The organism is Pseudomonas sp. N040 (genome assembly GCF_015637705.1).
Classification (GTDB): Bacteria; Pseudomonadota; Gammaproteobacteria; order Pseudomonadales; family Pseudomonadaceae; genus Aquipseudomonas.
This window is the reverse complement of record NZ_JADOBE010000012.1, coordinates 1-20165: the sequence shown is the minus strand read 5'-3', so window position 1 is coordinate 20165 and position 20165 is coordinate 1. Positions and strand designations below refer to the sequence as shown.

Below are 20165 nucleotides of genomic sequence, written 5' to 3'. Positions count from 1 at the left end.
GGCCAGGCACAAGCAAAAGCTCGCGCCGAGGGCGACGCTCCTACAACAAGGGCCAAGCCAGCGCGCCGCTGCGGGAAGGCGCTTGGTTGTTCTTGCAGGAGCGGCGCCCTCGCCGCGAGGGGGCGCTGACTGCGCTTCAGCGCCCGCCCCGAGCCAGGCGCCAGAGGCGGGCGAGGTCGCAGGTGCGGGCTTCCAGTTCGGCGGCGGCATGGGTCATCGCCTGATGCAGGCTGAACGGCCCCGGCACCAGGCTGAAGGCCGCGTCGATACCCACCGCATACAACGCCTGATAGCCCTCGCCGAGGCTGCCGGCCAGCGCCAGTACCGGCACTCCCGCCGCCCGCGCCAGTTGCGCGACCCCGGCCGGGGTCTTGCCATGCAGGGTCTGGCCGTCCAGGCGGCCCTCGCCAGTGATCACCAGATCGGCGCCGACCAGGGCCTCGGCCAGCCCGGCAGTCTGTGCCACCAGCTGGACGCCGGGGCAGAAGCTCGCGCCAAGGAACGCCTTGAGGGCGAAGCCCAGGCCGCCGGCCGCCCCGGCGCCCGGCTCGTGCTGGCAGTCGCGGCCGAGGCTGTGGCTGGCGCAGGCGGCGAAATGCGCCAGGGCGGCGTCGAGCAGGTCGACATCGAAGGGGCTGGCGCCCTTCTGCGGGCCGAACACCGCGGATGCCCCGCGCGGCCCGCACAGCGGGTTGTCGACATCGGCCGCCACCCGCAATTCGAGCTGTTGCAGGCGGCTGTCCAGCCCGCTGCAGTCGATGCTGGCCAGCCCCGCCAGGGCCGCGCCGCCGGGGCCGAGCGGCTGCCCGGCAGCATCCAGCAGGCGCACGCCCAGCGCCTGCAGCAGGCCGGCGCCGGCGTCGTTGCAGGCACTGCCACCCAGGCCGAGGACAATGCGCCGGGCGCCGGCGTCCAGCGCCGCCAGCAGCAGTTCACCGGCGCCGCGGCTGCTGGCCCGGCACACATCGCGCTGCGCCGGTTCGAGCAGATGCAGGCCGCAGGCGGCAGCCACCTCGATCACCGCGCTGCCGTCGGCCAGCAGCCCCCAATGTGCGTCCAGCGCTGCGCCGAGCGGGCCCGACACCCGGCACGTGCGGCGCTCGCCACCCTGCGCGGCGAGCAGCACTTCCACGGTGCCCTCGCCGCCATCGGCCATCGGCCGCAGCAGCAGTTCGGCGTCCGGGTAGACCCGCGCCCAGCCGCGGGCGATGGCGGCGGCCACCGCGGGCGCGGAAAGGCTTTCCTTGAACGAATCGGGGGCGATGACGACTTTCATGCGGATTCCTGTCCAGTTTGCGCGCAGCTAGGCAGCATGCAACGCCGCGGCGGGTTAAGCTTCAAATATGTGATTGGACGAAGCAACAGGTGACAGCATGAGCACGGAAAAATCAGCGGCAACCCTCAAGACCGACCGCCTCATCGCCGAGGCGCAACGCAGCAGCGAGGCCGGCTACCGCGACAAGGCGCTGAAAATGTACCCGCACGTCTGCGGCCGCTGCGGCCGCGAGTTCTCCGGCAAGCGCCTGAGCGAACTGACCGTGCACCACCGCGACCACAACCATGACAACAACCCGCAGGACGGTTCCAACTGGGAACTGCTGTGCCTGTACTGCCACGACAACGAGCACTCGCGCTACACCGACCAGCAGTACTTCGCCGAAGGCTCGACCGCCACCCCGCAGGGGCCGAAGTCGACGCACAAGGCCTTCGCCGACCTGGCCGCGCTGCTCAAGGGCAAGTCCGACGAATAGCCCGGCAATCCGGCTGCGCCTTGCAACCGTACCCCCCGAATGGCTATGTCCAGATTATGTGTTGCGGCGCTTTTTTGTTGGATGGGCGTCGGGGGGGGGCGTAGCCTTCCGCATGACTATCAAAGCAAAAACCTGGAGCACGCATGTCCGCACTGATCCTACATCACTACGCAATGTCCCCGTTCTCGGAAAAGATCCGCGCCATGCTCGGCTATGCGCAACTCGACTGGCAGTCGGTGATCACCCGCGAAATGCCGCCGCGACCGTTGCTGAGCCCACTGGCCGGCGGCTACCGGAAGATCCCTGTGGCGCAGATCGGGGCGGATATCTTCTGTGACTCGCGGACCATTGCCGCCGAGATTGCCCGGCTGTCAGGCCGCCCTGAACTGGCCCTGGAGCAGTGCCCGGCCCGGCAACGCGCCTATGTCGGTGAAGTGGACCTGCAAGTGTTCTTTGCCTGCGTCATGCTGGCGGGCACTCCGACCATGCGCCGCAAGTTCCGCCAGTCGCTGTCACTGCCGGACATGGCACGCTTCATCTGGGACCGCCTGAACATGGGACGCACCGCAGCGTTCAAACCGCTGAGCGGGCGCGCGGCGCGCAGCCGGGTCGAAGCGCATCTGGACAGCGTTGACAACCTGCTCGAGCAGGACTTCCTGTTTGGCCCGCAACCGACCCATGCCGACTTTTCCACCTACCACAGCCTGTGGTTCCTGCGTGACCTGGCCGAGTCGCCGCTGCTCGAGCAGCACCCGCAAACCCTTGCCTGGATGGACCGGATCAAGGCCTTCGGCCATGGCCGGCGCCACGAGATCAGCGCCGAGCAGGCGCTGGAGATGGCCCGGCAGGCCAGCCCGCGCAGCATTCCGTCGGCGCAGCGCCGCGACCAGCGCATCGGCCAGCCGATGCAGGTGACTCCGGTCGACTATCGCCAGACACCCACCACCGGCACCCTGGTCGGTGTCACCGCCAACAGCTGGATCCTGGCCAGGCAGCAGGCGGAAGTGGGCACCGTGCATGTGCACTTTCCGCAGCAGGGGTTTGCGCTGGATCCGGCTTGAGCCAGACCCTCGCCAGGACTGGCACGCGCCCGCTTACTGGCCCGACTTCAGGCGACTGAAGGCACGGGTCAGCGCCCGGTCGAATTCGCGCGAATTGTCGTTCTTCACGTACAGGTTTGCCTGCACGGCGGCCGGTGGATAGGTGCCCGGATCGTTCAGGATCGCCGGATCCACCAGCGGATTGGCTGCCGGCACGGCGTTGGCGTAATACACCGCGTTGGTCACACCCGCAATCACCGCGGGGGTCATCAGGTGATCCAGCAAGGCATGCGCCGCTTCGGGATGCGGTGCATCCTGGGGAATCACCACGGCGTCGAACCACAATACCGTGCCTTCTTTGGGGATCTGGTATTTCACACTGTAGGGCTTGCCCGCCTCCCCGGCCTGGCTGGCCGCCAGGGCGACATTGCCGTTCCAGGCCATGGCCAGGCAGGTATCGCCATTGGCCAGATCGGCAATGTTGCGGTCGTTGTCGAAGTAGCGGATGTGCGGGCGCACCTTGGCCAGATGCGCCTCGGCCAGCTTCAGGTCAGCCAGGTTCTGCCGGTTGATGTCCAGGCCCAGATACTTGAAGGTGGCGGCAAACACCTCATTCGGATCATTGAGAAAGCTCACGCCACAGTCGGCAAAACGCGATACCACTTGCGGGTCGAGCAGCATCGCCCAGCTGTCCAGCGGCGCATTGGCCATGCGCTTGTCGATGGCCTGCTGCTGGTAGCCGAAGCCGGTGGTGCCCCACATGTAGATCCCGGCGTAACGGTTGCCGGCATCGAAGCCTTGCATGTGCTTGAGTGCCCAGGGATCGAGCTGTTTAAAGTTCGGCAGCCTGGACTTGTCCAGCGCTTGCAGGGCACCGCTGCTGATTGCGCGACTCAGGTGCTGCCCGGAAGTCAGCACCAGATCGTAGCCACTGTGGCCGGTCATCAATTTGGTGTCGACGGTCTCCATCGAGTCGAAATGATCAGACACTACCTTGATGCCAGTCTTCGCTTCGAAGGAACTCAGGGTGTCCGGCGCTTCGTACTCGTTCCAGATGTACAGATTGACCTGTGGTTGTGCGGTTGCCGCCTGTACGCCAGCGGCGACAAGTCCCAACGCTATGGCAGTCAGCAGAGCTCTTGGCTTCATGGGTGAATTCCTTTGGTGGGTTTTAGTGATGAAGCAATTACGTGTTGCGGAGCTCTTTTGTAGGAGCGAGCTTGCTCGCGATGCGCGTGCACAGCCTCTCGCCAGCAAGCTGGCTCCTACAGAAAGCGAACAGTGGCTAGCACCACCTAATCCGGACCTGGCCTCAGCTTTTAATGGGCGCCGCGTACTGCGGCATGGTGATGCAGGCTACGTTGCCACCACCCAGCAGGATCTCCCGGGAATTCTCGATACCGATGATCCGGTGCTTGGGGAACAACCCCGCCAGAATGTCGCGCGCTTCGCCGTCTTTCGGATCATTGAACAGCGGCAGCACGATCGCCGAGTTGCCGCAGTAGTAGTTGATATAGGACGCACAGATCCTGGTCCCGGCTTCGCGCACATGAGTGCCGTCGATATGGTCCAGACCTTCGGCTTCCTCGGCTGTCCATTCCAGCACCCGGGGCTGCGGCAGCTTGTGCACTTCCAGTTCGCGGCCGCGGGCATCGCGGGTGCTGCGCAGGATGTCGTAGGCCTCCTGATAGATTTCCCACTGCGGATCGTCGCGGTCATCGGTCCACTGCATGACCACCACGCCCGGCCGCACGAAGCAGGCCAGATCGTCGATATGGCCATCGGTTTCGTCGAACTTGCAGCCGCGCGGCAACCAGATCACCTGCTCGGCACCCAGATAGTCGAGCAGGCGCCTGGTGACTTCTTCCTTGCCCAGATGGGCATTGCGGTTGCGGTTGAGCAGGCATTGTTCGGTGGTGAGGATGCTGCCCTGACCGTCGGACTGGATGCCGCCGTTCTCGGCAATCAGCGGCGCGCGGTAGCGGTCCAGACGCTCGATTTCGAGCATTTTCTGCGCGATCTGGTCGTCCTTGTCCCACGGGTAATACAGGCCGCCATCCAGACCACCGTAGGCGTTGAATTCGAAGTCGATGCCGCGCACTTCACCGGTGGCATCGTTGACCACGGTCATCGCACCGCTGTCACGGAACCAGGTGTCGTTGCAGGTCATTTCCACCACGCGCACATGCTCGGGCAGCATGCGCCGCGCATTGGCGTATTGCGCGGCAGAGGCGCAGACCGTCACCGGCTCGCTGCTGGCGATGGCGGTAACGATGTCGACCCAGACTTTCTGCGCCGGTTTGGCGCCGTTACGCCAGACATCCGGACGTTCCGGCCAGCCCAGCCAGCAACCCGCCTTGCGCTCGAACTCACCGGGAAAGCGAAAGCCATCGGCCTTGGGGATCGACGTCAGGGAACGCGCCATGCAACACCTCATTTCATGATTGTGGAGAGAGGTGCCGACAGTACGCTGGCCTGACGTTTACGCGCCAATGACGATTATCGCGGAATAGCTGAATTTAATTCACAGATTAACCGGCGACTGTTCGAACTGATCGCTCAGCCAGTCGAGAAACTGCAGCACCGCCGGTTTCTCCAGACGGATGCGTTCGCAGACCAGTGCGTACTGCCCGAGCGAGGTCACGCTGGCGGCAAACGGCCGGACCAGCCGGCCACTGGCCAGGTCCTCGGTGGCGGTCAGGTTGTCGCCCATGGCTATCCCCTGCCCCTGAGCCGCAGCCTCCAGGGCAAGGCCGGCATGGGGAAAATACAGGTGACGGGCGGCCTGCAGGTCTTCGGCATGGGTGGTCAGCCAGGCCGTCCAGGTCTTGCCGTCCTGGTCGTCATGCAGCAGGCAATGCCGGGCCAGGTCGCGCGGTTGCTTCAGGTTGCCCTGGTTGAACAGGCTCGGGCTGCACACCGGAAAAAACTGCAGGGTCGGCAACGGCCGGACGAAGTAGGCACTGGCATCTTCCGGGCCGGTGCCGTAGGTAATCGCCAAATCAATTTCATTAGCCGGCACCCGCCCCTCGAGTGCCTGCTCGTAGAGATGCAGGGTGATGTGCGGAAAGCGCGCGCTGAAATCGGCCAGCCGGCTGACCAGCCATTTCTGCGTCAGCTCCGCGGTGACCGCGACCCGCAGTTGCGCCTGCGAATCCGGATCGCGCACTTCGTCACAGGCATCCAGAATCAGCTCGAAGGCCTGCTGCACCCGGTGCAGCAGGCGCTGGGCCGCCTGGGTCGGCTTGATCTGGCGCCCGTTGCGCAGAAACAGGCTGGTGCCCAGCTGCTCCTCGAGCTGGCGGATCTGGTGGCTGACGGCGCTGTCGGTGACGCACAGCTCTGTCGCGGCACGCCCAAAATGGGCATGCCGGGCAGCACATTCGAAGGTGCGCAGGGCTGTGAGTGAGGGCAGGCGGCGCATTCAGTGGCTCCGGTTGATTGGCATGCAGATCATCCTTGTTCGACCAGCCGGCTGGCCAGGCGCTCCAGCGCCGGCAGACCGATCATTTCGCCGTCCATCTCCGGCACGCTGAGGATCTCCGCGAAGCGCGTATGCAGCGTGCGGCGCGCGGCGTAATAGGCCAGCAGGCGGGCATGGCAGGCGGCCAGCTCGCGCGCGTGCGCCGCGCGCAGGGACTTCTGCACCGCTGCCTGTGCGGCAGCGCTGCCCTGCGACCACTGCGGCCAGGCGCGGTTCACGATGACCTTGCGCAGGTGGTAGCCGGCCTCGAGCAACTGGTCATGGAAGGCCTCGCCTTCCTGGATCTTAGCCGCATCGAAACTGCTGATCAGCACGAAGGCGGTGCTCGGGTCGAGCAACAGTTGCTGCGCCTGCAGGTTGGTCCGGCGAATCTCCGGGGCGATGGCGTCGATGGCAGCGAAGAAGTCGGTGAAATTGCGCACGAACTCCGAGCCGGTGAGGAACGTCAGGGTGCCGAGGATCATCTTCACCCCCTGCTTCCATGCCGTGGCGGCCAGGCCGAAGCCGGCCGCGCGGCCCATGAACATGCTGACGATGGTCGAGTCGAACACCGCGTTGAGCTTTTCCGGGGTCAGCAGGAAATCCACCGCATGCGCCGCCGGCGGCGTGTCGAGGATGACCAGATCGTAGTCGCCGCTGGTGGCCGCCTCGTGCAGGCGCGCCAGCGAGGTGAATTCCTGGGAGCCGGACAGGGTGGTCGACAGCTGCTGGTAGAGCACCGTGTCGAGCAGGCGCTGCGCGGCCGCGCGGCTCTCGCTGTGGCGCTCGATGTAGTCGGCGAAGATCCGCGCCGGGTCGATCATGCCGGCATACAGCTCGCCGGCGAAATGCTGCCCGGGTACCCGCACATCCTCCGCGCTATTGTCGATGCCCAGGCTGGTGGCCAGGCGCCGCGCCGGGTCGATGGTCAGCACCAGCACGCGCTTGCCCAGCTTGGCCGCGGCAATCCCCAGCGCCGCCGAGGTGGTGGTCTTGCCGACCCCGCCGCTGCCGGTGCAGACAATCACCCGGTGATTTTCCAGCAGGGCTTTCATGTGGCGTCCTCCTCCCCGGCCGCCAGCGCATCGGCCAGCTGTTCCAGCAGGTACTCGGGGTCCAGGCTGGTCACCAGCGGCAAGCGCTGCAGCGGACCCTGGCGCTGGCGGCCGAGCTGTTCCAGGGTCGCCAGGCTGCTCTTTTGCCGGCGGTCGATGCGGCGCATCTGCGCGACGAAGTCATGCGCCGGATCCTGCCGTGCCACCGCGGGGATGCTGGCCGGCAGCTCGAGCAGGCGGTTGCAGTAGACGCGCGGCGCGATGCCGGTTTCGGCGAGCAGTTCGGCAGCCATCTCGCAGGCCTCGGTGACCGGCATTTCCTCGGCCAGGGTCACCAGGCGGTATTCGCAGAGCGCCGGATCGGCCAGCATCCGCGCCATGATCGAACTGTGCTTGTGCATCGGCCCGGCACTGGCGGTCTGCGCCATGCCGCGCGGGGCGCGCAGCATGGCCATGAACTGGCCGGTGGCATAGGCGTCGACCACCACCACATCGACCTCGCGCTGGTACCAGCCGTGGCGCATCGGCGCGGTCAGCTTGCCGAGCATGGCCAGCTCGGACAGGCTCGGCGCGGCCGCGACCAGCGCCTTCATCACCGTGTTGCCAAGGATCTTGTCGGCCAGGGCCTTGATCGGCAGGTAGTGTGTGATGTACTCGCGCAGGGTCGACTCGACGTCCCAGCGGGCAATCCCGATGTTGTGTTTCCAGGCCACCGGCTCCACGCCGACCGAGAGGCCGAGCAACGGCCCGTAAAAGCTGCGGCTGCCCATTTCCGCCAGCAGCACGCTGTGCCCCTGGCGGGCGAACTGCAGCGCGGTGGCCGCCGCCACCACCGACTTGCCGACCCCGCCCTTGCCGGTGACGAACACGATGCGATGCCAGCGCTGGCCACCGTAGGCGGTGGGCTGACGGCTGCCGGCTGAAGCTCTGGAGGTTTTCAAGGGCCGCATTTCCCTGGCTGAAAAATTCATTTCACCACAGCGCGCCGAAGGCGCCCAGCGAGCAAATGCCGCAGCCGCTCAATCCTGATTCACGGCTGCAGGCTCATCCAGCGTGACCTCCCTGCGGATCGCCGCATCGAGTCGCCGGATGATCGCCTCCGGAACCTGCTGGCTGCACATCAGGTAACGCAGCTCACCCCGCGGCAGGTCCGCCAGGCGGACAACGCGAAACCCCTGCAGTGGCTGCCCCGCCTGCGCGGCATAGAAGTCGACCTCCTCGGCCGCGAGGATGAGCAGGTCGGCCCGCCGCGCCTGCAGCATCAGCAGCAGGTTGGGCACCTCGACGGAAACGCGCTGGACCCGCGCGGCCGGCAGCCGGGCAATCAGGCTGTCCAGGTACTCGCCATAGGCAAAACTCTGCTTGAGCAAGAGGCGGATTTCCGGGTTGCCCAGCAGCTCCCGTGCGCTGACGCCCTGCTGCACGGGAAAGTCCGCGCGCACCAGTCCGACCTGCGGCTGGTCGCGGTAAATCGGCAGGCTGAAGCGGGCAAAACCCTCGCGCTCCGGCGTCTTGAACCAGCCGATCGAGCAGTCATTACCGGTATTGGCCTGGATCACCATCAGGCTTCGATTGAACGGCTCGGATTTCCAGGTGACCGGAACCCCCGCCCTGGCGAAGACCCTGGCCGTCGGCGTGATCAGCACGCCGGCAGCTCGGCCATCCCCATCGGTGTATTGATACGGCTGGCGTTCGGAGTAATGCAGGGTGACGGTCGGGTACGGCTGTGCCGGCAAATGCCCGCTCACCAGCAGGCCACCGGCCAGGCAGATGTGCAGCAGCATGCAGCGACTGGACAGAAATACGCCTCTACCCGCGAATGCCATAGCAACCAACTCTCCAGAACAGCCCGGGGCGCCCGCGTTGCGCAGCGCCACGCCTAGCCTGGCGGGCGCAGGCAGGTGCAGGCTCAGATGCGCCCTTCGGCCACCATCCAGTCGTAGCAATCCCTGACCATCTCCTCCAGCGGCACGATCCTGAAACCCAGCTCGCGCTGCGCCTTGGCGGCAGTGATGGTGACGCTGCCGGCAAAGCCCTTGGCCATTTCCGGGGTGAGCGCGGGCTCCTTGCCGGTGAAATTGCTGATGAAATCGCTGACCGCGGCCACCACCGTGAGCAGCGGGCCAGGCACCTCCCTGGCCTTGGCCGGCTTGCCCAGCAGCTGCTCGATGCAGCGCACCAGCTCGAGCATGCTGCGGTTTTCGCCACCAAGCAGGTACTGCCCGCCGTTCTCGCCCTTGTCCGCCGCCGCCACATGCGCGCCGACCACTTCGCGGACGTGGGCGAAGGTCAGCCCGGCGCGCGGCACCTGGTTCATCTTGCCATCGCGGACCAGCGGGAACAGGCGTGACCAGGTGCCGATGTCATAGGGCCCCATGATCGCGCCGGGCTGCATGATGACAACCTCGAGGCCGCGGGCCATGGCCGCGCGGGCGATTTCCTGGGCCTGCCATTTGCTGAGTTCGTAATTGACCGTGGAGCTGGCCGCCAGGCTCGGGGTTTCCTCGGTGATGGCGCCGCTGACCGGGCCATAGGCGGAGATTGACGAGGTCACCACCAGCCTCCGCACGCCCTTGGCCAGCGCCGCCTCGACCACGTTGCGCGTGCCTTCGACATTGTCGCGGGTCTGCTGGGCATTGCCCTGGCGCCACATGCTGGTATTGCCGGCCACGTGAAACAGCGTGTCGATGCCATTCGGCAAGGCCTTGAGGATCGAGGCGGCATCGGTGATCTCGCCCTGCGCGAGGTTTGGCGAAAAGCGCGAGAGCAAGCCCAGGTCGGAACTGGCGCGGTGCAGCGCGGTGACATCCCAGCCGTCATTCTTGAGTTTCTGCACCAGGTTGAGGCCGACAAAGCCGGTGCTGCCGGTGACAAATGCGCTGCGTGCCATGGTGTATTTCTCTCCGTCCGGGATGCTGTTTATCCGCAGGGAAAGTAGCACGAAATGCAGCGGCCAAACGTACGCGGATTGCCCGGCATTTGCAGGGCGGGTGCAACCCGGCATAACCCAGCAAGCGGCAAGCCGCGCAATGGATTCAGCCAGCGGTGGGTTGCACCCGCCCCAGGCGATTCGTTGCGCGGCGCTTGCCCTCAGCGTTCCTTGAGCTTGTGCCGCGCGGCGTACAGGCAAACCAGTTCCATCGCCACATAGGCGGCGGCCAGCGCGGTGACTTCGGCGTGGTCGTAGGGTGGCGAGACTTCCACCACATCCATGCCGATCAGGTTGATGCCGCGCAGGCAACGCAGGATTTCCAGCGCCTGGTGGCTGCTCAGCCCGCCGGGGACCGGGGTGCCGGTGCCGGGGGCGTAGGCCGGGTCGAGGCAGTCGATGTCGAAGGTCAGGTACACCGGATTGTCCCCTACCCTTGCCTTGATCTGCGCCGCGATCTGCTCCGGGGTGCTGCGCTGCACCTGCCGGGCATCCAGCACCTGAAAGCCCAGCACGTCGTCATTGGTGGTGCGCAGGCCGATCTGCACCGAACGCGCCGGATCCACCAGCCCCTGTTTGGCGGCGTAATAGAACATGGTGCCGTGATTGATGCCCTGCGTGCCCTCGTCGGTGTCCGGCCAGGTGTCGCTGTGCGCATCGAAGTGCACCAGCGACAGCCTGCCGTGCAGCCTGGCATGGGCCTTGAGCAGCGGGTAGCTGATGAAGTGGTCACCGCCAAAGGTCAGCATGGCGCAGCCGGCGCCGAGGATCTTGTCCGCATGCGCCTCGATGGCAGCCGGGGTGTGCTGCGGTTGCGAATGGTCGAAGTCGCAATCGCCGTAGTCGATGCTGGCGAGCAGCTCGAACGGGTCGAACTCCCATGGCCAGTGCCGCTCCCAGGCACTGGTGATGGATGCAGCACGCACCGCCCGCGGGCCGAAACGGGCACCCGGGCGGTTGGTGGTGGCGCTGTCGAACGGCACGCCGCTGACCACCAGGTCGACGCCGGTCAGGTCACGGGTGTAGCGGCGGCGCATGAAGCTGGTGACGCCGGCGTAGGTCGGCTCGGAAAAGGTGCCGTACAGGCTGTCGCGGGTGATGGCCAGGTCGTTGCCCTGAAACGCTTCCATGATCGACTCCTCAATACTGACTGCGGAAACTGGTCCAGATGCGGGTGCGCTCGCGCTGCTGCTTGAGCGACAGCAGTTGCTCGCTGAACAGCTTGGCGCGCACTTCCCGCGGCGGGTAGATATCCGGATCACCCTTGATCGCCGGGTCGATCAGCGCATCGGCGGCCTGGTTGGCATTGGCGAAGTAGATGCTGTTGGTCAGCTCGGCGATCACCTCCGGGCGCAGCATGAAGTCGATGAAACTGCGCGCGGCTGCCGGGTGCGGCGCATCCACCGGAATGGCCATGACGTCGAACCAGATCAGCGTGCCTTCGCGCGGGATGCGGTAGACCACCTCGAACGGCTGCTGGTTTTCGGCGGCCTGGGCGGCGGCCATGCCGGCGTCACCGTTGTAGGTCAGCGCCAGGCAGATCTCGCCCTTGGCCAGGTCGTCGATGTGCCGGCCAGTGCCGACGTAGCGCACGTTGGGTTGCAGGGTGGCGAGCAGTTGCTGCACGTCCTTGAGGTCGCTGGCCTGGTGACTGTACGGATCATGGCCCAGGTAGTTGAGCGCAAGGCTGATCACTTCCTGCGGCGAATCCAGCACGGCGATCCCACAGTCTTTCAGCCGGCTGGCGTATTCGGGCTTGAACAGCAGGTCGAGGCTGTTCAGCGGCACGTTCGGCAGGCGCTGCTGCAGCGCCTGCAGGTTCAGGCCGAGGCCCACGGTGCCCCAGGTGTAGGGCACGCCGTAGCGGTTGCCCGGGTCGCTGGCGGCCAGCTTGGCCAGCAGCTCCGGGTCGAGGTTGGCGTAATTAGGCAGGCTGTCATGCGGCACTTCCTGAACCGCTTGGGCCTTGATCGCCCGCGCCAGGCCGCTGGAGGCCGGGAACACCACGTCATAGCCGCTGCCGCCGGTGAGCAGCTTGCTGTCGAGTGCCTCGGCGCTGTCGAACATGTCGTACTTCACCGCGATGCCGGTCTCGTCCTTGAACTGCTGCAGGCCCTTCTCGGGGATATACGACGACCAGCTGTAGATATTCAGGAGCTTGTCTTCGGCCAGCGCCGGCAGGCACAGGCAGGACAACAGCAAACAGGCAAGCAGACGCATGGTGGCGGCCTCATTCGGGTTGGCGAGTCAAATCGTTCCGTAGGAGCCAGCTGGCTCCTAGACAGGCGTGCATCCTGCGCCGGGATTTGCTTCCGATAAATATGAAGTGTGCTACTTTGACATTCATATTTATCAATGTTTGGAGCCGGCATGCTCAGCCAGCTGCGTGACCTCGACCTGCAACTGCTGCGCCTGTTCGTCCGCGTCGCCGAGTGCGGCGGCTTCAGCGCCGCCCAGGGCGAACTGGGAATCGGCCAATCGACCATCAGCACGCAGATGGCCAAGCTGGAAACCCGCCTGGGGTTTCGCCTGTGCGAGCGCGGCAAGGCCGGCTTCAGCCTGACACCCAAGGGCGCGCAGGTGCTGCAGGCCACCTACCGCCTGCTGCAGGCCATCGACCTGTTCAAGGACGAGGCCCGGGACATGGCCGACAAGCTGCTCGGCGAGCTGCGCATCGGCCTTTCCGAAGCCCTCGACAGCCAGGTCCTGCAGCGCGTGGCGGCGGCCATCGGACGCTTTCGCCGGCGCAACCAGGCGGTGCGGATCGAGCTGATCAGCGCGGTGCCGGCCGAACTGGAGCGGCGCCTGCTGCAGGACCAGCTGCAGCTGGCCATCGGCTACTTCGCCGGCAACCAGAGTGCCCTCGACTACCAGCCGCTGTTCAGCGAGCAGCAGGCGCTGTACTGCGCCAGTGGCCATCCGCTGTTCCAGCGCGAGCAGATCAGTCGCGAGGACCTGGCCGGCTGCGACCTGGTCTACCACCCCTACCGCTCGATCACCGCCACCCAGCCGCTGCAGACCCGCCAGAGCAGCGCGCACTGCGAGCAGGTCGAGGGCAGCCTGGCGTTCATCCTGTCCGGCGCGCACATCGGCTACCTGCCCGAACACATTGCCGCGCCCTGGCTGGCCAGCGGCCAGTTGCGCGCGCTGCTGCCCGCGCAGCTGGGTTTCCGCGTGCAATTCCACCTGGCCAATCACCGCGGCCGGCATCCCGGCGATGCCCAGCGCGCGCTGGTCGAGGACCTGCTGGCGGCCTTCGCCAGCGCTTGAGGGCGGCGCGCCGCTAGACTTAAGTGCAATAGCCAGTGGCGCCGCGGCCGGCTAGGGTGTCGCGAGGGCCACTGGCTGCCTGCCAGCGGGCGACAGCGGACACACTGATTCCATTTGGCGACGAGGCCGGCATGAGCAAGGCGGATGCTTTCGATCAGACGGGCAGGATTGCCGTCCAGCAGAATATCCAGGGCACCCTGGAGTTCCTCAAGAAGTACCCCCCGTTCAACCAGATGGAGCAGGCCCACCTGGGCTATCTGGTGGAGAACTGCCGCTTGCGCTTCTATGCCGCCGGCGACTCCATCATCAAGCCCGAAGAGGGCCCGGTGCAGTACTTCTACATCGTCAAGCAGGGGCGCATCCACGGCAAGCGCGCGCTGCAGGCCAAGGATGGCGAGCCGAACACCTTCGAGATCTCCACCGGCGAATGCTTTCCGCTGGCCGCACTGCTCGGCGAGCGCGCCACCCGCACCGAGCACCTGGCCGCCGAGGACACCTTCTGCCTGCTGCTGAACAAGCCGGCGTTCGTCCGCCTGTTCTCCAACTCCAATCCGTTCCGCGACTTCGCCCTGCGCGGCGTCAGCAGCCTGCTCGACCAGGTCAACCAGCAGGTGCAGGCGCGTGCCGCGGAAAGCCTCGGCTCGCAGTACTCGCTGGAAACCACCCTTGGCGAGCTGGCGATCCGCGAGCCGCTGACCTGCGGCCCCGAGGAGACCCTGCAGGGCGCGGTGCGCCTGATGCACGAGCGGCAGGTCGGCAGCATCGTGATTGCCGGCGCGGACATGCAGGCGCTGGGCATCTTCACCCTGCGCGACCTGCGCAAGACCATTGCCCGCGACGGCGCCGACCTCGGCCAGCCGATCAGCCAGCTGATGACCCCCAGGCCCTTCCACCTGCCGCGCCGGGCGAGTGCCTTCGATGCCGCGCTGGCGATGACCGAGCGGCATATCGCGCACGTCTGCGTGGTGGAAAACGAGCGCCTGTGCGGCGTGGTCTCCGAGCGCGACCTGTTCTCCCTGCAGCGGGTCGACCTGGTGCACCTGGCGCGCACCATCCGCCACGCCGGCAGCCTGGAAACCCTGGTGCACCTGCGCCATGACATCGGCCAGCTGGCCCAGCGCATGCTGGCCCACGGCGCCAGCGCGGCGCAGATCACCCACCTGATCACCCTGCTCAACGACCACACGGTGTGCCGGGTCATCGAGCTGTGCATCGAGGAACTCGGCGATCCGGGGATTCCCTTCAGCTGGCTGGTGTTCGGCAGCGAAGGCCGCCGCGAGCAGACCCTGCACACCGACCAGGACAACGGTATCCTCTTCGAGGCGAGCGACGCCCGGGAGGCCGAACGCATTCGCCAGTGCCTGCTGCCCCTCGCCCAGCGCATCAACCAGGCCCTCGACCAGTGCGGCTTCAGCCTGTGCCAGGGCAACATCATGGCCGGCAACCCGCAGCTGTGCCTGTCGCGCCAGGAGTGGAGCCGGCGCTTGTCCGACTTCGTCCGCGAGGCCACCCCGGAGAACCTGCTCGGCTCGACCATCTTCTTCGACCTGCGGGTGGTCTGGGGCGCCGAGGAAGGCTGCGAACAGCTGCGCCAGGAAGTCCTCGGGCTGATTGCCGACAACAGCGTGTTCCAGCGCATGATGGCGGAAAACGCCCTGCGCCACCGGCCGCCGCTGGGCGGCCTGTTCCGTGAGTTCGAGGTGGCGCGCAAGGGCGCCGAGAAGCACACCCTCGACCTCAAGGTCCAGGGCCTGACCCCCTTCGTCGATGCCGCACGCCTGCTCGCGCTGGCCAACGGTGTCGAATCCTGCAGCACTCTCGAGCGCTTCGACCAGCTGGTCCGCCGCGGCGTGATCGAGGCTCTGGACGGGGCCGCCTACGAGGAGGCCTACCTGTTTATCCAGCTGATCCGCATGCAGAACCACCAGGCACTGGCCAAGTCCGGCGAGGCATTCTCCAACCGCATCGACCCGGACGAGCTGAACGACCTCGACCGGCGCATCCTGCGCGAATCCTTTCGCCAGGCGCAGCGCCTGCAAGCCAGCCTCGCCCAGCGTTACCAGCTATGAAAAAGTGGTTCAGCTGGCTGGCCCCGGCCAGGGGCAGCGTGCTCGGCGCGGCGCAGCTGGCCCGCCGCGCGGCCCTGCCGCCGGCCCGGGCAGCGGACAACCGGCCACTGCGCGAGCAGCGCTTTGTCGTGCTGGACCTGGAAACCACCGGCCTCAACGTCAACCGCGACAAGGTGCTGTCGATCGGCGCGGTGGTCATCGAGGACGGCGACATCGACCTCGGCAGCCAGTACGAGTGCACCATGCAGCAGGATCACCAGGTCAGCGAAAGCATCCTGATCCACGGCCTGGCGCCAAGCACCATCGCCGCCGGCCTCGACCCCGCCGAAGCCCTGCTGGACTTCATGCAGTTCCTCGGCGACAGCCCGGTACTCGGCTACCACGCGCCCTTCGACCAGCGCATGCTGTCCCGCGCCCTGCGCGAGGTGCTGGATTACGACCTGCGCCACAGCTTCATAGACCTGGCCGAGGTGGCGCCGATGCTCTTTCCCAAGGCCGGCATCCACAAGGGCGGGCTGGATGCCTGGGTCAAGTATTTCGGCCTGCAGGTGCTGGCCCGCCACAGTGCCAGCGCCGATGCGCTGGTGACCGCCGAACTGGCCCTGATCCTGTTCAACCGCGCCCAGCGCCAGGGCATCGACAGCCTGGCCAGCCTCCAGCAACAGCTGCACGGCTGGCGCCGCCGGCAACAACACAGCTTCTGATCCTGCCCTGCACTGAGCACCTTTGCGGTTGCGGGGAGATGCCTTTGCCGGCGAACTTGCAATCCGCAGTCAGCCCGCGCCTTCCCGCCAGCCGAACCGCCCTGCCCAACCGGCGGCCCCGCGCCGACCTTATCGCGCCGGGGGCGGAGCTCCTACAGAGGCAGTGCACCTGCACACGTTTTCGACCCAGCCGATAACCCTGTAGGAGCACCGCCCGCGGCGCGAGCTTTGGCTTTTGCCTGGCAGCCCTGCAAGGGTTGCAGGCGCATAAAAAAGGCGGCCCGAAGGCCGCCTGAAGGGAGCAATGCATGTACGGTTATCAGTGACCCGAAGCGACCGAGATACCGATACCGGTTTCGCCACGCAGGGCCTGCGCCGGGTAGCCGGCACGGTCGATGCGGGCACGATCACTGTTATCCAGCAGGGAGAACAGCCAGATGCCGCCGAAGCCGGCAATCATCGAGAACAGCGCGGGCGAGGTGTAGGGGAACAGGGCTTCGGCATTACCGAAGATGTCTACCCAGATCGACTTCGACAGCACGGTCAGCACCACCGCAGTGATCAGGCCCATGAAGCCGCCGATGGTGGCGCCGCGGGTGGTGCAGTTCTTCCACATCAGCGACATGAACAGCACCGGGAAGTTGGCCGATGCGGCGATGGCGAAGGCCAGCGATACCATGAAGGCGATGTTCTGCTTCTCGAAGGCGATCCCGAGGATCACCGCCACGATGCCCAGTACCACGGTGGTACGGCGCGACACTTTCAGCTCGGAAGCCGAATCGGCCTTGCCCTTCTTGAACACGGTGGCGTACAGGTCGTGCGATACCGCCGAGGCGCCGGACAGGGTCAGGCCCGATACCACCGCCAGGATGGTGGCGAAGGCGACCGCGGAGATGAAGCCGAGGAACAGGTTGCCGCCCACCGCGTCAGCCAGGTGGATCGCCGCCATGTTGCCGCCGCCGCGGAGGACGCCGACTGCATCGAGGAACTGCGGATTGGTCGAGACCAGGACGATGGCGCCGAAGCCGATGATGAAGGTCAGCAGGTAGAAGTAGCCGATCCAGGTGGTCGCCCAGAACACCGACTTGCGGGCTTCCTTGCCATCCGGCACGGTGAAGAAGCGCATGAGGATGTGCGGCAGGCCGGCGGTACCGAACATCAGTGCCATGCCGAAGGAAATGGCCGAGATCGGGTCCTTGACGAAACTGCCCGGGGCCATGATCGACAGACCGGTGGTGGCTGCCGTGGCAGCATCCTGGCCGGCTTTGACCGCGCCAGCTTCCTTGACCTGGACCGCAGCAGCGAACAGCGCTTCCGGCGAGAAGCCGTAGTGCATCAGCACCATGAAGGCCATGAAGGACGCACCCGAGAGCAGCAGGCCGGCCTTGATGATCTGTACCCAGGTGGTGGCGGTCATGCCGCCGAACAGCACATAGACCATCATCAGCGCGCCGACGCTGACCACCGCCATCCAGTACTCGAGACCGAACAGCAGCTTGATCAGCTGGCCGGCACCGACCATCTGCGCGATCAGGTAGAACGCCACCACCACCAGGGTGCCGGAGGCCGCGAAGACACGGATCGGACCTTGCTGGAAGCGGTACGCCGCCACATCGGCAAAGGTGAACTTGCCCAGGTTGCGCAGGCGCTCGGCCATCAGGAAGGTCAGGATCGGCCAGCCGACGAGGAAGCCGATCGAGTAGATCAGGCCGTCGTAGCCACCGACCATCACCGCCGCGGAAATACCCAGGAAGGAGGCGGCCGACATGTAGTCGCCGGCAATCGCCAGGCCGTTCTGGAACCCGGTGATGCCGCCACCGGCGGTGTAGAAGTCGGCGGCCGACTTGGTCTTCGAGGCGGCCCATTTGGTGATGAACAGCGTGCCGATGACGAACAGCGAGAACATGCCGATGGCAGTCCAGTTGGTGGCCTGCTTTTCCAGCTGGCCAAGATCGCCACCCGCGGCCAGCGCGGTGACGGAGAAGCCGGCGAGCAGCAGCGCCAGCAAAGCCTGAATGTTATGGCGTTTCATTGACGGGTCTCCTCGACGATCTTGCGGGTCAGCTCGTCAAACTCCGAGTTCGCCCGACGGACATAAAAACCGGTAATCAGGATGGTGAAGACGATGACGCCCAGCCCCACCGGGATACCAAGGGTCATCACGCCGTCGCCGATCGGCCTGGCCAGCAACTCCTTGTCAAAGGCGATGAGCAGGATGTAGCCGTAATAGACTACGAGCATGATGATGGTGAGCAGCCAGGCAAAGCGGCTGCGCTTGGCCCTCAGCTCCTGATAGTGCGGATTGGCGGTAATCCGGTCGAACATGTCTTCGTTCATGGCACAGACCTTCTGCGGGTGGTGATCGGTAGCTGTACTCTAGTACCGCACAGGCAGGACAACAGACGACCTTAGTCGTAGGAAAGGAGCTGATTCGACTAAAGTCTTACCAGTGCTGACAGGCTGGATCAGGTTCATTGCTCGGCGGCGGGAAACGGTTGCCGGATTGGAAATCCGTGTTGTTGGGCCCATGTGCCGAGCTGATTATCGAGGCTGCTTGATAGCTTCGGTTGCGCCCCGCCGGGCGCCTCACTTTTCTTGCTTGCCTGTATAGACCGGAGACATGGTGGACACATGTGCGGACACATGGTTGACGGATTATGCACCGGCCTCGGCCGGCTCCCGTAGATCAATCTGCATCAGTTTGTGGTGGATGAAGTACACATCGTACAAGCCATCTTTTTTGCCGGATGGCCTGATTGCTACCGGCAGACCTGCGAGCGGGTTAGAGAGCTTGTAGTCTCTGCCATGGAAGCTGATTGCCCCGCCCCATTTGCTCACCGTCACCACGGTATCGTTTGGTCCGTATTCAATCTCCGGAAGTTCCTCGGGATAGGTCTTGGGGCTTATCTGGTAGCGGGTAGTCGGCGTAGCCATCTGCAAGGCCTCATGGGGACGCTGCTGGTTGTAAACCTCACGCCAGCAATCGAAAGCCGCCTGGGCCTCCTGCAGCGAGTGGAAACTGCGTCCGTTGAGGACTTCGGCCTTGAGGGAGCGATGGAAACGCTCGTCCTTGCCGTTGGTTTGCGGGTGATACGGGCGGCTGTAGCTCAGGCGGATACCCAGCCGGATCAGCCAGATCGCCAACTCAGTTAGTTGCCCCGGCTGACGCGCGGCCCCCCAAGGCGCACCGTTGTCAGTGTTGATACGTACCGGCAGGCCATAGCGCCTGAAGATCTCGATCAACTGCGCCCGGACCGTGCGGTAGCGTTGCTCGGAGCAGACACGGATACCCAGATTGAAGCGTGAATGGTCATCCAGCACGGTCAAGGGATGGCAGACACCCTCGGAAGTCTGAAAACAGCCCTTGAAGTCCATCTGCCAGAGGTCATTGGGGGCGGCGTGCTCGAAGCGCTTCCAGGGCGTGGCTGCCTCTGAGCTCTGGGGAGAGATCAGTTCATGGCGGTGCAGAATGCTGGTGATGGTGCTGGGGGCGAGCAGGGGTTTCCCCAAGTCCTGCAAGCGCCGGCTCAGTTTCCGTCCGCCCCAACAAGGGTGTTCCCGGCGCAACGCCACAACAGCCTGCTCCAGGTCAGTGTCAGTCAATCGCGGGCTGGTTTTAGGGCGTCTGGAAATGTCGGCCAGGCCATCGCTGCCATGTTGCTTGTGCCGGGTCAGCCACTTGTAGGCGGTTTGGGGGCTGATCCCGAAGCGCCGACATAACTCGCGGCGATTAGCGCCATCTTGTCGGGCCAGCAGTACGAATTCTTCTCTAAGGCTCATGGTGTCTTTAGCGTTCCAAGGCATGGTTATCGGCTCGGCAGGTCACTACCGAAAGTGTCAGCCATGTCTCCGCACACCTGTCACCTATGTGTCCGGTCCGTACA

General features: G+C 65.4%; 18 protein-coding genes. 5 read left to right on the top strand and 13 right to left on the bottom strand.

Annotated features, from left to right (window positions below; all coding sequences use genetic code 11):
* Nucleotides 1-136 precede the first annotated feature (136 nt).
* Nucleotides 137-1276, bottom strand: a complete 1140-nt coding sequence (locus ISX93_RS15905) for a glycerate kinase (protein WP_195779743.1) — start codon at nt 1274-1276, stop codon at nt 137-139.
* Nucleotides 1277-1373: 97 nt separating this feature from the next.
* On the opposite strand from ISX93_RS15905, the gene ISX93_RS15900 reads away from it, so the two are divergent.
* Nucleotides 1374-1751 (top strand): YajD family HNH nuclease, encoded by a 378-nt coding sequence (locus tag ISX93_RS15900; protein ID WP_195779742.1) that lies wholly within the window; start codon nt 1374-1376, stop codon nt 1749-1751.
* A 143-nt stretch (nt 1752-1894) separates the two neighbouring features.
* Nucleotides 1895-2812, top strand: a complete 918-nt coding sequence (locus tag ISX93_RS15895; RefSeq protein ID WP_195779741.1) for a glutathione S-transferase family protein — start codon at nt 1895-1897, stop codon at nt 2810-2812.
* 33 nt (nt 2813-2845) lie between these two features.
* On the opposite strand, the gene ISX93_RS15890 is transcribed toward ISX93_RS15895, so the two are convergent.
* The 9 genes from ISX93_RS15890 to ISX93_RS15850 all read right to left on the bottom strand — a co-directional run bounded on the left by ISX93_RS15890 (nt 2846) and on the right by ISX93_RS15850 (nt 12458).
* Nucleotides 2846-3940: an extracellular solute-binding protein gene (locus tag ISX93_RS15890; protein ID WP_195779740.1), complete on the bottom strand. Its 1095-nt coding sequence runs from the start codon at nt 3938-3940 to the stop codon at nt 2846-2848.
* A 163-nt stretch (nt 3941-4103) separates the two neighbouring features.
* Nucleotides 4104-5216, bottom strand: a complete 1113-nt coding sequence (aguA, locus tag ISX93_RS15885; RefSeq protein WP_195779739.1) for an agmatine deiminase — start codon at nt 5214-5216, stop codon at nt 4104-4106.
* A 99-nt stretch (nt 5217-5315) separates the two neighbouring features.
* Nucleotides 5316-6215 (bottom strand): LysR substrate-binding domain-containing protein, encoded by a 900-nt coding sequence (locus tag ISX93_RS15880; protein WP_195779738.1) that lies wholly within the window; start codon nt 6213-6215, stop codon nt 5316-5318.
* A 29-nt stretch (nt 6216-6244) separates the two neighbouring features.
* A complete protein-coding gene (locus ISX93_RS15875) occupies nt 6245-7309 on the bottom strand; it encodes an ArsA family ATPase (protein ID WP_195779737.1) in 1065 nt (354 codons plus the stop codon).
* Nucleotides 7306-8250 carry an ArsA family ATPase gene (locus ISX93_RS15870; RefSeq protein WP_195779736.1) on the bottom strand — a complete coding sequence of 315 codons (945 nt, stop codon included), beginning with the start codon at nt 8248-8250 and terminating at the stop codon, nt 7306-7308. Before ISX93_RS15870 ends, ISX93_RS15875 begins: the two co-directional genes overlap by 4 nt.
* Before the next feature lie 78 nt (nt 8251-8328).
* On the bottom strand, nt 8329-9093 hold the full coding sequence (locus ISX93_RS15865; RefSeq protein ID WP_195779735.1) for a transporter substrate-binding domain-containing protein: 765 nt from the start codon (nt 9091-9093) through the stop codon (nt 8329-8331).
* A 125-nt stretch (nt 9094-9218) separates the two neighbouring features.
* On the bottom strand, nt 9219-10199 hold the full coding sequence (locus ISX93_RS15860) for an NAD-dependent epimerase/dehydratase family protein (protein WP_195779734.1): 981 nt from the start codon (nt 10197-10199) through the stop codon (nt 9219-9221).
* 200 nt (nt 10200-10399) lie between these two features.
* Complete coding sequence (gene speB, locus ISX93_RS15855; RefSeq protein ID WP_195779733.1) at nt 10400-11368, bottom strand: agmatinase; 969 nt, start codon at nt 11366-11368, stop codon at nt 10400-10402.
* Nucleotides 11369-11378: 10 nt separating this feature from the next.
* Nucleotides 11379-12458, bottom strand: coding sequence for an extracellular solute-binding protein (locus tag ISX93_RS15850; protein WP_195779732.1), 1080 nt, complete (start codon nt 12456-12458; stop codon nt 11379-11381).
* Nucleotides 12459-12608: 150 nt separating this feature from the next.
* On the opposite strand from ISX93_RS15850, the gene ISX93_RS15845 reads away from it, so the two are divergent.
* The 3 genes from ISX93_RS15845 to ISX93_RS15835 all read left to right on the top strand — a co-directional run bounded on the left by ISX93_RS15845 (nt 12609) and on the right by ISX93_RS15835 (nt 16281).
* The gene (locus ISX93_RS15845) at nt 12609-13508 is read left to right on the top strand and encodes a LysR family transcriptional regulator (RefSeq protein WP_195779731.1); all 900 of its coding nucleotides are present in this window, start codon (nt 12609-12611) and stop codon (nt 13506-13508) included.
* A gap of 131 nt (nt 13509-13639) precedes the next feature.
* Nucleotides 13640-15577 (top strand): DUF294 nucleotidyltransferase-like domain-containing protein, encoded by a 1938-nt coding sequence (locus tag ISX93_RS15840; RefSeq protein WP_195779730.1) that lies wholly within the window; start codon nt 13640-13642, stop codon nt 15575-15577.
* Nucleotides 15574-16281, top strand: a complete 708-nt coding sequence (locus ISX93_RS15835) for a 3'-5' exonuclease (protein ID WP_195779729.1) — start codon at nt 15574-15576, stop codon at nt 16279-16281. The genes ISX93_RS15840 and ISX93_RS15835 overlap by 4 nt, the downstream gene beginning before the upstream one ends.
* 319 nt (nt 16282-16600) lie before the next feature.
* Here ISX93_RS15835 and ISX93_RS15830 read toward each other — a convergent pair whose 3' ends face one another.
* The 3 genes from ISX93_RS15830 to ISX93_RS15820 form a co-directional block, all read right to left on the bottom strand.
* Entirely contained in the window at nt 16601-18289 is a 1689-nt protein-coding gene (locus ISX93_RS15830; RefSeq protein ID WP_442793304.1) for a cation acetate symporter, read from the bottom strand.
* A 20-nt stretch (nt 18290-18309) separates the two neighbouring features.
* The gene (locus ISX93_RS15825; RefSeq protein WP_195779727.1) at nt 18310-18618 is read right to left on the bottom strand and encodes a DUF485 domain-containing protein; all 309 of its coding nucleotides are present in this window, start codon (nt 18616-18618) and stop codon (nt 18310-18312) included.
* A gap of 318 nt (nt 18619-18936) precedes the next feature.
* The gene (locus ISX93_RS15820; protein ID WP_195779726.1) at nt 18937-20085 is read right to left on the bottom strand and encodes an IS481 family transposase; all 1149 of its coding nucleotides are present in this window, start codon (nt 20083-20085) and stop codon (nt 18937-18939) included.
* Nucleotides 20086-20165: the final 80 nt, after the last annotated feature.